This window comes from Vibrio navarrensis (genome assembly GCF_015767675.1).
Classification (GTDB): domain Bacteria; phylum Pseudomonadota; class Gammaproteobacteria; order Enterobacterales; family Vibrionaceae; genus Vibrio.
Genome location: NZ_CP065218.1, coordinates 676,664 through 690,741 on the forward strand (window position 1 = coordinate 676,664; position 14,078 = coordinate 690,741).

Below are 14,078 nucleotides of genomic sequence, written 5' to 3' on the forward strand. Positions count from 1 at the left end.
TTATTGGTAAAACCAGTCAATTGACTAGCACACACCACACCAAAAACGCAACAAGGTGCATATTAAATTACTGATAATATTACGAATACACTAAAGAGTATTAGCAGACTCTAAGAAGCACGCAAGCTGGTCAGAGACGATTTTCGGAACATCGAGAAACGTTCAGGCAACCGCCTCCGTTGCCTGAACATAGATAGACGAGGGTTAGGATTTAGGATTGAGTACACTGGTAAAGCGTTTGGCGTCTGGGCCAAAGGCGTGCTTAGCCAATCGGCGAATTTCTTGCAGAGTGATGCTGTGAGCGGTTTTGTCCACATCAAGCAACACATCTACTCCATAGCCGCTGATTAGATAGCGGGTGTAGAACCAACAGCGCTGCTTGGGGTCCTTGTCAAGATCTTGCAGCGCCAAACTCAGTTGCTGCGCAGCGGTATCGACGTCTTGCTGCGTAATGTCATTCGCCAATTGTGAAAGTACGGTGTTTAATTGAGCTTCCATTTTTTCCACATCTTGTGGCGCCAATTGCGATTCAAAATACCAGTCAGAGACCGCTTCGTTGTCCAGTGCGATTGAAGTCACATTTGGGCTGTAATCTAAACTCGCCTCCTCACGTAGCTGTTTGAGCACGCGGCTGGTGCTGATGCGTTGTAGCATGTCTTCGGCAAACACCGCTTTACCCACCTTCACCTCACCCTGTGGATTCCACAGCCGCACAACGTACATGGATGACGCTTCTGCCCCTTCATTCAAAGATTGATAGACTTTGGAGTCTTGTCGATATTTTACGCTGAAGTCGATGGGTTCGGCGTCTTGCAACTGAATCGACGCCACATATTGACGCAGCAAGGGCGTTAATTGCTCGCTGGTCAAATCGGCAACAACGACCATCTTAAATCCATGATTTTTATGAAATAACTCTTGGTGCACGGCATGAATTTGTTCTGAAGTGACCTCCTTAATATCCTCCGGCAACAATAGCTGGTGACGGCTTTGCGGTTGGTAGAAGTTACGATTGATGCTCATAATCCACTTACCGACAGGCGAATCGACAAACGCGTCACGATTTTGCGCAAAGTTTTTCTTCGCCGCCTCAAGCTGTTTGGCTTCCACCTTGATCTCTGTTGTGGTGTTGTATAGAGCTTGCATCGCTACCGCTAAGTGCTTTTTCGCCGTGGTCACTTCAATGCCGTGGTGCGTCAAACCCAGATAGGGATAGAGGGCAACATCCTTGCTGCGCAAATAGCGATCAAGCTCCGGGCCTGAAAATTGTCCCAAGCCGCTTTGTATCGCCGCGGCTGTAGCCACTTCAAACGCAGCGAACAGCGAAGGATCCAAGGCTGCTTTACCACCTTGACTGGCAAAATTGAAGTAAGCGCGATCGCCTGCTTGTTTGTCTTGCTGGAACCAGACTTCCACCCCATTCGATAATTGAAAAACTTTAAAACCGCCGGGGTGGTCAGCCACGCTTAAAATGCGCCCATCCTGCTTCGGCTCAAGCAAGCCATTACTTTTGACATCCATATTGAGCGGCTTGATGCCCGCTTGTTGGTAAGCCGCACTAACGGCCTTGGTTGCCCCTACCCACTGGGCAATCTTATCGCCTCTATCTAAGCCCATGATGAATGCGGGATCCGAGGACAATAGATCGCGTAACTGCTGATTAGTTTGGCTTAAATCACGGCTGGCAACAAACTGACTCAAACTCTGCTGGTAGTCCGTTTTGGATTGATTGACGCTATTTTGCTCAAGGGCAAAAACGCGCTGATCAGCCGAGTAGGCTGGATTGTGCTTCGACCAATCGCTCTCTAGATTGTCGAGTAAGCCATGATATTCAGCTAGCACCGTATCTAACTCTTGCTGTGTAACACCATGATCGCGTAGTGATGCGAGCGTGCTGGTGAACAACCGATTCATCTCATGACGCTGCTCGGGTGCAAAAAATATCCCGGCAAAAGAGACTCGGCTGTAGTTGATGATTTCATTACCGGCGTAGACGTTCAAAAAAGGCTCTGCCGAATCATTCAGCGTTGCATACAAGCGCTGCTGAATGAGCTTGGCGCTAATATCATCACTCCAGTTTTGCCACTGCTGTGCGCGGCTCTGCACGCTGGCGGCACCACGATCAATCACATAATGGACACTTGGCGATTCTAAGGTATTGCTCAGTAGAACCCGATCTTCGACCACTAAGGGGATATTACGCTGTTTTGGCAAAGGCTCAGTGGTGCTTGACTGCCAGCTCGAAAAAGTCGCCTGAATCACTTCGCTCAGCTGTGCAGTATCGACATCGCCTGTAATAATCAAATCGGTATATTGTGGCTGATACCAGCGTTGATAGTAGTTTTGTAACGCCTTGGCACTGGCATTTTGGATGGATGCTTCAGAGCCCAGTACATCATGCTGATCGTAGGCCGTGTCATCAATCATGGCATTGTATAGATTATAAAAAAACGCTTTATCTTCCGGGCGAGAGCGACGCCACTCGCCTAAAATCACCCCTTTCTCTTTTTCAACTTCATTGGGGTCAAACTCAAGGCCATCGCCAATGTCACGCATCCACGTTAACGCGTCTTTAAGCCGTTTATTGTCTGCCAGATCTAATTTATAGGTTGTTTGCTGGTAACTGGTAAAGGCGTTGATATCGGCGCCAAAACTGCCCCCAGCTTGCTCAAACAGCTCAATCACTTGATTACCCGCAAAATGTTGGCTGCCATTAAACGCCATGTGCTCAATAAAATGCGCGTAACCTTGCTGCTGCGGCGTTTCTTGAAAAGAACCGCTATTGATCACCAAGCGCAGTGATACTTGCGAGTCGTCAGTAGGATAAAGGTGATATTTCATTCCATTCGGTAGTGTGGCCACCTGCCAGTTGCTGTCTGGCTGAAGTGGCAGTGACAACTCGGTCAGCGTGCATCCAGCCAGCAAAAGTGCAGGTATAACGGGTATAAACAGCATACTTCTCATTAATCTAGCCCTTCGTTAAATTGCTCTGACTAATATATCGAACAGCAGATATGCATACCATTCAATACTCACAACACCATGAAAGAGTTAGAAATCACTCGCAAACTGCTGTGTGAAACGAATCTGTCACGCTCTGATTATTAACGGCTAATCTTTAAGTAACGAAGAAGAATAAAAGTGATGCTGCCTATGTTGCCTATGCCTACTCTCCCTTTTCTGTCCAAGCTCGCCTTTCTCCTCACTTTGTTGCCTTTTGCCGTTTTTTCCGCCACTGAAACGGCGAGTACCCAGCAAAATGAGATCCACTACTTACCGATGAGCATTGGTCTTTTCGGCGGTTTGGCGATTTTTCTCTATGGCATGGAGAAAATGTCCGATGCGCTAAAACGCGTCGCGGGCAACAAGATGAAGCAGTGGCTTGCCAAACTGACCACTAACCGCTTAGCGGCGGTCGCAACCGGTACGGGCATTACTGCGATCATTCAATCGTCGTCGGTGACCACAGTCCTGTTGGTGGGATTTATTTCAGCGGGGCTAATGACGCTGCCGCAAGCGATTGGCGTGATTATGGGCGCCAATATTGGTACCACAGTTACCGCACAAATCATCGCCTTTAAAGTGACCAAAGCGGCGCTCGCGATGGTAGCGATTGGCTTTACGATGTTCTTTGTCTCGAAAAAAGAGACCACCCAGCATTACGGTAACATGTTGTTTGGCTTAGGATTGATTTTCCTTGGCATGAATCTAATGAGCGAGGCGATGGAGCCGCTGCGCAGCTACCAGCCATTCATTCAGTTAATGGCACACATGCACAATTTCTTTCTGGCGATCTTAATTTCGGCCCTATTTACCGCACTGGTTCAGTCCTCTTCCGCCACCACAGGGATTGTGATTGTGCTCGCTGGCCAAGGTTTTATTCCGCTAGAAACCGGGATCGCACTAGCTATGGGCGCGAACATCGGCACCTGCATCACCGCCATCTTCGCCGCGGTCGGAAAAAGCCGCGAAGCGATGCAAACCGCGGCCGTGCATGTGTTGTTCAATGTGCTGGGGGTGATGATTTGGTTACCACTGATTGGCTGGCTGGCACAAATGAGTATCGCACTTTCACCGACGCAACCGGGCCTAAGCGGGGTGGAAAAACTGGCCGCCGAACTGCCAAGGCAAATTGCCAACGCCAATACCCTGTTTAATGTGCTCAACACCGCAATCATGCTGCCTTTTGCGGGGGCGTTTGTCTGGCTGGTACGCAAAATTCTTCCTCCTCAATCGGGCGAGACAAAAACGCAATTGCAGACCAAATACATTGACGCAGCGTTTCTTCCCACCCCTGACATCGCGCTCGATCAAGCGAAACTGGAGATTGGCCGAGTCGGACGACGGGTCTGTAACATGCTCAACATGTTGCCTCCTCTCGCGCCAGGTTGTAAAAAGCGCCAAGAAGTGCTCGCGGTGAGAGACAAACTCAAAGAAATTGAAGCGATTGAAGAGGAGGTCGATCAACTGCATGGCGCTATTCTTTCCTATCTTGGCCAACTGCGCAAAGAGCCACTTTCTGATCAACAAAGTGCGCGGCAGATCAAATTGATCAGCATTAGCCACCAGCTCGAAAGCGTCGCCGATATCGTCGTCAACTCGCTCTTGCCACTGGCCTATAAAGCACTTAACGATGACATCAGCATCAGCCCAGAGATGCGCAAGACCTTAGACACAGTGCAAGAAAAAGTGAATCACACGTTACTGGATGCGGTTAACTCGGTGCGGCGCAGCGACGCCGCCGAAGCGCAAGCAGTAATCAACGCCAAGCGTGAGCTCAATGCGTTGATTGATGCGGTGTTGGCCCATCAGGCGCAACGATTGGCGGTGCAAGATGGCAATCGCCTACGAGTTTTCCGCTATGAGATGGAGTGGGTGGAATCACTCAAACGCGTGTATACCTTAGCCAAACGGATGGCAAAGGTGCAACTGCGCAACAGTGCCAGTGAAGAGGAGAGCCAATCGGTCGCCAGTTAGCTATTGACTTTCCGACGAGCTCAACGAATCCTCACGCTCAAGCAAGCAAAAAGGAATGCCGTGGCATTCCTTTTCTGTGGCTACTTGCAAGTGGCGCTTAAGCCTGATTAGCTGCGTTTGGCAAGTACTTGGTCGATGTCCGCGGCGCAGTGTCTTTCAGCCACCCTCTCCCACTCCTCGCCCCACGTGCGGTTGACAATACGCCCGCGTTGCACGGCGCTGCGCTGCTCGATCGCTTTTGCCCAGCGCACCACGTTTTGATAGCTCGCCACATCCAAAAACTCCGCTGCGTTGTACACGGTGCCGAGCACCAAATTGCCATACCAAGGCCAGATGGCGATATCGGCAATGCTGTACTCATCACCCGCAATGTAGGCATGTTTGGCTAACTGTTTATCCAACACATCCAGTTGGCGTTTGGCTTCCATGGTAAAACGGTTGATCGGGTACTCAAATTTTTCCGGCGCATAGGCGTAGAAATGGCCAAATCCGCCACCAAGATACGGCGCCGAGCCTTGTAACCAAAACAGCCAGTTCATCACTTCAGTGCGCGCAGCGAGATCGCTTGGCAGGAAGTGGCCAAATTTTTCTGCGAGATAGAGCAAGATGTTGCCCGACTCAAACACATTGATCGACTGCTCTGCAGAGCGATCGACCAATGCGGGGATCTTCGAATTGGGGTTGACCGCCACAAAACCAGAAGAGAACTGATCGCCATCGCCGATTTTGATCAGGTGCGCGTCATATTCCGCTTGTGAGACGCCGAGCGCCAGTAACTCTTCGAGCAAAATGGTGACTTTTTGCCCATTGGGCGTGCCCATTGAATAGAGCTGCAACGGATGTTGCCCTACCGGAAGCTCTTGTTCAAAGCGCGCACCGGAATCAGGTCGGTTGATGCTCGCCCACTGACCGCCGTTGTCCGCATTCATGGTCCAAACTTTAGGTGGAATGTAGGTATCTGCCATGATGTTTCCTTATGTTATTGGAGGGTGACTTAACCAATATCAGGGCAAGGGAGTAAAAACAAAAGCACTCAAGACAAAACATTGTCGTCTTATCTAGAACATTTGGTTATGTAAACGAAAAACCGGGCAGGAGTGCCTGCCCGATCTGATTTTAGGAAAAACAAACCACTTAGTGTTGTAGTTTTAGTGTCACGCCATTGTAGCTTGAGTAACCACGCAGCATCACATGGTAGGTGGTGCCGGGTTGCGCATTGACCGAACAACTCTCGCTGTTGCCGTTGCGATAAGGGCGGCAATCCCAAGAACCTGTGGTGGGTTTGCTGCCAGCCTTGAGATAGAGATCCGCATCGCCGCTACCGCCAGAGATGGAAACCACCGCACTCGCTGCACTGTCCACGGTAAAGGTGTAGAACTCAAGCGAACCGGATGCGCCAGAGAGGTTGTTCACTGGCGTACCATTGACCAGCACACGTGAGTTGTTTGGTACACAGTTTGCGTTGACACCCACTTGGTTAAACGCATCAACCACATCGTTCACGCTGTATCCCATGTCACCAGCCGCTTTTGCTACGCCACAAGCACCAGCATCAAAGGTACTGCTCGCGGTCCAGTACAGTTGGTTTGCCAAGGTAAACACTTCAAAGCCTTTGCGCACGTTCCAGCCGGACTTGTTCGCCAACAGGTAGAAAGCGCGGTTGTAAACACCACTGGAGTGGTGCACGTCCAAACCGTTGTAGTATTGCGAAGCATGGTCGATTGAGCGTCCATCGCGTGATGGCTGTTCAAAGTAGCGCAGACCGCCGCTCGATTTGAAAATATCCGCCCCAACTAACCAGTCAACGCTGCCTTTCATGTAAAACTCAGCCGCTTCACCAGCGATATCAGAGAAGGCTTCGTTCATACCGCCGGACATGCCGCTGTAAATCAGCCCTGAGTTTTGCTCGGTAAAGCCGTGGCTCACTTCGTGGGCACTGACGTTGATATCAACCAATGGATAGAAGGTTGAAGCGCCATCACCGAAGGTCATCGCAGAACCATCCCAGAACGCATTCTCATAGCTGCTGCTGTAGTGAACGCGCATGGTCAGTTTGAACGTCAGCGGAGCCGTGTTCATCCAATCTTGATACATGTCGTACACCACTTTACCGAAATAGTGTGCATCATTGAGTGGAGAGTATGCGCCGTTAACCGCTTTGTAGTCGTTATAGTTGCTTTCACCAGGACAACTATAGCTGTATGCGGTGCTTCCCGAGGTTCGGTTCTTCAAGTCAACGGTTTTGACCACACTGTTGTCCATGGTACAGGTGGTGCCCACTTTGTTGATGACAAAACCCGGGTAGTTCGTACCGTACTCATAGCGGCCTGTTTTGCTGTTTCCGCCAGGACCAGTACCGTGCGCCGTTGCATGGTTAAGGCCATCCCAGCTTTGCAGCACTTCGCCACTGTTGGCGTCAATGAACATAAACGGACGAGATGGCTCTTCTTCAGCAACAAAGAAATTAACTAAGTAAACCACCTGCGCTTTGTTATTTTCGTCAAGGCGCACCATCAGTTGACCGTTCTCGTTTTCAACCTTAAAAGGCTGGCCATTGAAGCTGATCGTCTGGTGGCGTTGCAGCGCAATGTTGATGGCTTGTTTGAGGTCGATAGCTGGTTTCACCGAGGCCACATCGCCTGCGATGCCTTGCGCCATGGTGCCATAAACATTGCTTAAACCTGACTGAGTTTCTGTTGCGACCACCGCAGTGTCAAAGACAGGGATCCCTTGGTAAGTCTGCTGATAACGGACTCGTACCTGACCGTTAGGAAGCTGAACACTCTTGACTGCCTGAAAGCCATTTTCAACTGGAGCCACACTTTGTGCCTGTAGCGAAAGCGCCTGCTCCAAGATATTGCTATCGGATACGGGGACCATCTCGGCGGCTGTGACTGGAAGAGAACAGATGACTCCGGCTGCAATCAGCCAAGGAATTTGACGTTGGTTGTGTTTCATTCTTGATTCCTGTTGATATAGTTTTTCCTTCTCCAACCTCATCTATGTGGTTGAAGGCCAACGGAACACCGCTGGCACGAGAAAGATGGTCAACAAAAAATCACTCAGCCAATTTTTTATAAAAATAAATTTAACCATATGTATACAAAATGATACATATTATTAACATTGAGACATTCAGTATTGATTGATTTTATAAAATACAACTATAAAAATCAGTGAATTATTCGCTAATTATATTTTTGTGCTTATTTGTTTTGACACAGAGTTATCAATAACATTACTGCGAACATTCTCTCAAAATCTCGCTTAAGAATTTGATTTATTTGTGTTACATGCAGGGTTCATTCACAAGGAGAGTTCATGAAAATTGCAATTTTGGACGATTATCAGGATCAGGTGCGGCGCCTTAGCTGTTTTTCGCTACTTGATGATCATCAGGTGACAGTCTTTAATCAAACCATCAACGACGAAACAACACTGGCGCAGAGGCTTCAGCCCTTTGAGGCTCTAGTCCTCATCCGCGAACGTACCCCGATCACTGCTTCCCTACTTCGCCAACTGCCAAACTTACAGTTAATTAGCCAAACTGGAAAAATCAGCAACCATCTCGATCTCGCTGCCTGTACACAAGCCAACGTGGCAGTAGCCGAGGGAATCGGCTCGCCGATAGCACCCGCGGAGCTGTGCTGGGCCTTGATCATGGCCGCGCGTAGGCAGTTACCTCAATATCTCAACAATCTACAACGCGGTCGCTGGCAGCAAAGTGACTTGCCGGGGCTTGGGCAAACACTGCACGGACAAACGCTCGGGATCTGGGGTTATGGCAAGATTGGCCAGATGATTGCGCAGTTTGGTAGAGCATTCGGCATGCAAGTGTTGGTTTGGGGCAGTGACGCGTCGCGACAAAAAGCGCAGCAAGATGGCTTTGACGCAGCGAAAAGTAAAAGCGAGTTTTTTTGCCGCGCGGATGTGCTTTCACTGCATTTACGCTTAAATGATGCAACGCGTGGCATCGTCACTCAAGCAGACTTAGCGCAGATGAAATCAAGCTCGTTGTTTGTCAACACCAGTCGGGCCGAGCTGGTACAAGCCGGGGCGTTATATCGACAAATGGCTGACAACCCAGACAAATTTGCCGCCGTTGATGTCTACGAGCAAGAACCCGCCAACGCAGAGAATCAACCGCTGCTGACTTTACCCAACGTGCTCGCCTCGCCACACCTCGGCTATGTTGAGCAAAACAGCTACGAGCTGTACTTTCGCTGTGCGTTTGAGAACATTAATGCGTTTGCCAATGGTAAAGCGCAAAATATCGCCAATCCTGAGACACTCACCGCACAAATAAGCGCGATTTAAGATCTGTTTGTACCTGTTTAGTTAGTAGAATGGCAATCTGTGCTTAGCAAACGATAACCACGTGAAACGGAGTCACCATGATCAGTTGCAGCCAATATGACTACATTGAAATCGCCTGCTTATATGGCATTGCGGTTGAATTAACTTTAATCAACGGCAACAGCATTTCCGGATTGGCCCTCACGACCAGTTACAACCAACAGAAGCAGGAATGTATGGAGATTGAAGTTGGCGGCGATGCAGTGTTGGTGCCCACTAAACAGATCCTCGCGATGACCGCACTTTGCGAAAATCCCCATTTCACTCAAATTGAATTCACCCAAGAGTGAGATGAGAGAAGGAAGAAGAGGAGCCTTGTCGGGCTCCTCTTAATGTAAGGAACGAACTAGATAACTGACGGGCGAAACTTCGCCAAATAGTTAGTGAAATTGTGTGTTCTTTGCTGATGGTGTCTTTTTAAGCCGATTAGAATTTATAACCACCAGTGAACATCACAACCCAAGGGTCAATCGTCACATCGGTTTTATAGGTTGTACCACCCGCTTTGTAAGTTGCTTCGGTATCGATATCGGCATACCACAAAGAGGTGTTGAGGAACCAAGTGTCGTTCAGCGCGTAGTCAACACCGACGTTGGCCACCAATCCCCAAGAATCTTCTAAGCTCAGATCCGACAGGCCGGCACCTTTGCCGCGATCGTTAAACCCTTCGTCAAAGAACATGGTGTAGTTCAGACCTGCACCAACGTAAGGGCGCCACGTGCTCTCTTTGGTGCCAAAGTAGTACTGCACCATAAAGCTCGGTGGTAAGTGCTTGGTTTTGGCGATGTTGTCCAAACCGCCCAGTTCTGTCGAAATGTTGTGGCTAAATGGCGTTGCTGCCAGCACTTCGAAACTGATGTTGTCGGTGTACATATAGCCAAACGTGAGACCAAGCTGGGTGTTTGAGTCAACTTCCAACTCATTAGAGGATCCCAGAATCTTATCGCTGCTGTCGTTTGGCATCACAGAGGCTAAACCGACGCGTAAGATGTAGTCGCCTTCTGCATGCGCAAGAACGTTTGCGGAAAAAAGCGCTGCAACCACTGCAAGACTAGAAAGTGTTTTTCTCATTGTTTATTCCTTTTATGTAGGGCTAAATTATCTTTCTAATTTGTAAGAATTTTTTGTTGCGCGCACAGTAGCACATAATAACCCTACCATTTTGACGGAAATCAATTTGTAAAAATTAGTGACGCGTTGATTACAAAAATGCTTCACCGATCAACATTTATTGCAAATAAACCACAATCATGTAATGCAAATTGCGTGTGTCACACTTAAATTGCATTCAGTCAAGAAACAAGCAAATGAGGCTAGCTTAATATAGTGCGAAATTGCCAAAGGTGAGGGTTAAACTGATTGTTTTTAAAGGAAAATAGGAAGGCGTCACTGCGCCTTCATTTTCTCGATCACTTTTTTACCGATGTACTCGCCAATCGGAATGGCTGAAGTGGCGGCGGGGGACGGCGCGTTACACACATGCAGGCTGCGTGGGCTCTCCGCAAACAAAAAATCATGCACTAAGCTGCCGTCCGAGAGCACCGCTTGGGCGCGAATACCCGCGGGATAAGGTTGCAGATCCGCCAAGGTGATGTGCGGGCAATATTTGTTGACCAATTGCAAATACCCCGGCTTCCACCACGAGTTGATAAACTCTTTCACTCCGGTGCGCAAATGTTTGGCGGTTACTTTCCAAAAACCGGGAAATGCCAACATCTGCGCACTATCGCGCCAACTGAAATTGAACTTTTGATACCCTTCCCGCTTCCAGCCTTGTACGGCGTTTGGGCCAACCGTCACACTGCCATCAATCATTCGAGTCAGGTGGACACCAAGAAACGGCAAGTCGGGATCGGGGATTGGGTAGATCAAATGCTTCACCACCTGATTGTGGTGAGCTGGCAAGCGGTAATACTCGCCGCGATAAGGAATGATCTGGAAATCGGTGGCAATGCCCATCATTTCAGTGAGCCGATCGGCCATGAGTCCGCCACACGAGATCAAAAATCGCCCATTAATCTGCACGCTTTGTCCGTCAGAAACGCACGTGATTTGCACTTCTTCTGCGTGCTCTTCAATTGCCACCACTTCGCTTTGCAAACGTACTTCGCCACCGCATTCGATAAACTCCTGCGCCATTTTTTCCGTCACCTGCTTGTAGTCGACAATACTGGTCGACGGCACATAAATAGCACCAAGGCCAACGATATTGGGCTCCGCCAGTTTCAGTTGCACAGCATCAAGCCGTTCAACCACAATGCCGTTGGTATGGCAGCGCTGATAAAGCGCTTCCATTCGTTCCATTTCTGCCCCGCTTGTCGCCACCAACAGCTTGCCGCAGTTTTCCACCGGGATCTGATGCTTAGCGCAAAACGCCTTGGTCGCTTCTACGCCGCGTTTGCAAAAATCCGCCTTCAAGCTGCCTGGCGCGTAGTAAACGCCCGCATGGATCACCCCGCTATTGTGGCCAGTTTGATGTTTGGCAAACTGCGCTTCTTTTTCTAACAGCAGCACCGATTTATCGGCAAACTGGCGTTGTAATTGCCACGCGGTGGAGACACCCACAATGCCACCGCCAACGATGATGTAGTCATACACGTTTTGCTCTCCTCCCTCTACGCGGTCGCCATAGGCGACTGCGTTTTATATGCCCGGCTACTGTAAATAAAAATCCCGATAAAAATCGCGAGCGAGAGCACACGTCCCCACAACGGCACATCGTGCCACACCATCAGTGCGCCCACAGCTAATAATACGATGCGGATCAGAATGTTAATCTTGCTTTCCAAATAACCTTCAATCGCGCCGATCAAAGCGTAAGTACCAAAGATGGCGAAAAATCCTGTCATCAACACCGTGGTCACATCCCAGCTCACCAGCCCAGTGTACGCAATCAACAGCGGCACTAAATACAAGCCTTTGGCAATTTTCCACGCAGTTAATCCGGTGCGCATGGGCGGCGTTTTGGCGATGGTTGCCGCTGCGAAAGCGGTTAAACAGACAGGCGGGGTGACGTTGCTGTCTTGAGAGAGCCAGAAGATGATCAAATGCGCCGCCAACAGCGCCAAGCCAACCGCTTCCATGCCTAAACTTTGTTCAAGTAAGGTCTCCTTAAAATCAACCGGAACCAGAGCCAACATCTCCGTCGCCGTTTGCAGCGACATCGGCGCGCTAAGCAGCGCAAACTTGTCTGGCGCGGCCAACATAAATATAGCCTTGGCTTGCTCTGGCATCTGTCCGTTGACCATCAGCTCGAGCAGTTGATTTTCCGCGATCAGTTGATACAACGCGGGCGCGGACAGTGTACCTAAGACAATGTACGCAGCGGTCACGGGCAGCCCCATGCCCAGCACCAAGGATGCCAAGGCAATCAGCACCAGCATGATCAGCAGATCGCCCTGCGACCAGCCGTTAATCATCAGCGAAAAGGTATTGCCAATGCCAGTGGTGGTAATCACGTTGATCACCAGACCAATGCCAACCAGCAAGACCGCCGTGGTCGCCATGTTTTTCGCCCCTTGCGACAGCGCATCAATAATCTCTTTTGGCCCCATCTTGTGATCTTTAGAAAACCAAGAAGCGACGATCACCGAAAGGATAGAAATGCCTGCGGCGTAAGTCGGGGTAAACCCTTTCACCAGCAGCGTCACTAACACCACCAGCGGGATCAGGTTATGCCAGCCAGACAACAGCACTTTAAACAGCGACTCATCACTGGTGGTCACTTTTTGCACTCCGCTGCGTTTGGCTTCAATGCGGACGAAAAACGCCACAGACAAAAAGTAGATCAGCGCCGGAACAAACGACACCGCCACAATATCGACATACGGAATTTGCGTGTAAGAGGCCATGATAAACGCCCCAGCGCCCATGACTGGTGGCATCAACTGCCCTCCGGTTGAGGCGGCGGCTTCCACACCTGCGGCGAAGCGCGATGGAAAACCAGCTTTTTGCATCAGCGGAATGCTGATAACCCCGGTTGAAACGGTATTGGCGACGCTCGATCCCGACACTGAGCCCATCAGCCCCGAGCCGAGCACGGCGATAAAACCGGGGCCGCCAATAATTTTGCCTGCCGCCGCGCGCGAAACGTTGATGATGTAATCACCGACGCCGGACTTGACCAAAAACGCGCCAAACAAGATGAACATGAAAACGAAGGTCCAGCTAATGCGCGAAATAGACCCAAACATCCCTTCGGATGAGAAGAAACTGCGATACAGCAAGGTTTCCATACTCAAGCCGGGAAAGTGGAAAATGCCGCCCGCCCATTTGCCCCACCACACGACGTAGCTTAGGCAAATCACGATCAGCACCGGAATAAACCAGCCCATGGTACGGCGGATCACTTCTATCGCGATCAAAATCGCCACGATAGAGACAACCCAGTCGGAAGTGACAAATTTCACGCCACGCTGATAGAGCGCATCTTCGGCAAAAGGAAGGTAGACAAGGCAGCCGAGTGCCGCGAGCGCGATCAACACATCGACCATTAAGGCCAGCTTGCTGCGTTTTAACGAGGCGTGCGCGGGATACCAAAGCAGGCAAATCAGCGCGAAGCCAGCAAAGTGGGTCGCCGAGATCCACAGTTCAGACAGGGTTGATAAGGTGTTAAACCAGATGTGCAACAGCGATAGCACCACGCCGATGCCGGTAATCGCTGCCGTCACCCAAGGAAAATCAGTCCGAGTGGGTAACTCAAACTGCTGCAACTGTTGTTGTAAAGAATCACTCATTCGTTCGCT

Annotated in this window: 9 protein-coding genes; 3 read left to right on the plus strand and 6 right to left on the minus strand. The window is 49.9% G+C overall.

Going from position 1 to position 14,078, the window contains the following annotated elements; all coding sequences use genetic code 11:
- Window positions 1-204 precede the first annotated feature (204 nt).
- Entirely contained in the window at window positions 205-2,964 is a 2,760-nt protein-coding gene (locus I3X05_RS19745; RefSeq protein WP_337971441.1) for a M16 family metallopeptidase, read from the minus strand.
- Between the two features lie 180 nt (window positions 2,965-3,144).
- Here I3X05_RS19745 and I3X05_RS19750 point away from each other — a divergent pair, with 180 nt between their 5' ends.
- Window positions 3,145-4,977, plus strand: coding sequence for a Na/Pi cotransporter family protein (locus tag I3X05_RS19750; protein ID WP_337971456.1), 1,833 nt, complete (start codon window positions 3,145-3,147; stop codon window positions 4,975-4,977).
- Window positions 4,978-5,084: 107 nt separating this feature from the next.
- On the opposite strand, the gene yghU is transcribed toward I3X05_RS19750, so the two are convergent.
- Window positions 5,085-5,942 (minus strand): glutathione-dependent disulfide-bond oxidoreductase, encoded by an 858-nt coding sequence (gene yghU / locus I3X05_RS19755; RefSeq protein WP_193166755.1) that lies wholly within the window; start codon window positions 5,940-5,942, stop codon window positions 5,085-5,087.
- 169 nt (window positions 5,943-6,111) lie between these two features.
- Window positions 6,112-7,935 carry a M4 family metallopeptidase gene (locus I3X05_RS19760; RefSeq protein ID WP_045568773.1) on the minus strand — a complete coding sequence of 608 codons (1,824 nt, stop codon included), beginning with the start codon at window positions 7,933-7,935 and terminating at the stop codon, window positions 6,112-6,114.
- A 363-nt stretch (window positions 7,936-8,298) separates the two neighbouring features.
- Here I3X05_RS19760 and I3X05_RS19765 point away from each other — a divergent pair, with 363 nt between their 5' ends.
- Window positions 8,299-9,294 carry a D-2-hydroxyacid dehydrogenase family protein gene (locus I3X05_RS19765; RefSeq protein WP_045568774.1) on the plus strand — a complete coding sequence of 332 codons (996 nt, stop codon included), beginning with the start codon at window positions 8,299-8,301 and terminating at the stop codon, window positions 9,292-9,294.
- A 77-nt stretch (window positions 9,295-9,371) separates the two neighbouring features.
- On the plus strand, window positions 9,372-9,623 hold the full coding sequence (locus tag I3X05_RS19770; protein WP_039428436.1) for a Rho-binding antiterminator: 252 nt from the start codon (window positions 9,372-9,374) through the stop codon (window positions 9,621-9,623).
- A gap of 136 nt (window positions 9,624-9,759) precedes the next feature.
- Here I3X05_RS19770 and ompW read toward each other — a convergent pair whose 3' ends face one another.
- The 3 genes from ompW to I3X05_RS19785 form a co-directional block, all read right to left on the minus strand.
- Window positions 9,760-10,404, minus strand: a complete 645-nt coding sequence (ompW, locus tag I3X05_RS19775) for an outer membrane protein OmpW (RefSeq protein ID WP_039434653.1) — start codon at window positions 10,402-10,404, stop codon at window positions 9,760-9,762.
- Window positions 10,405-10,719: 315 nt separating this feature from the next.
- Window positions 10,720-11,931, minus strand: coding sequence for an L-2-hydroxyglutarate oxidase (gene lhgO, locus I3X05_RS19780; RefSeq protein WP_193166753.1), 1,212 nt, complete (start codon window positions 11,929-11,931; stop codon window positions 10,720-10,722).
- Window positions 11,932-11,948: 17 nt separating this feature from the next.
- The gene (locus I3X05_RS19785; protein WP_337971442.1) at window positions 11,949-14,069 is read right to left on the minus strand and encodes a TRAP transporter permease; all 2,121 of its coding nucleotides are present in this window, start codon (window positions 14,067-14,069) and stop codon (window positions 11,949-11,951) included.
- Window positions 14,070-14,078 lie beyond the last annotated feature (9 nt).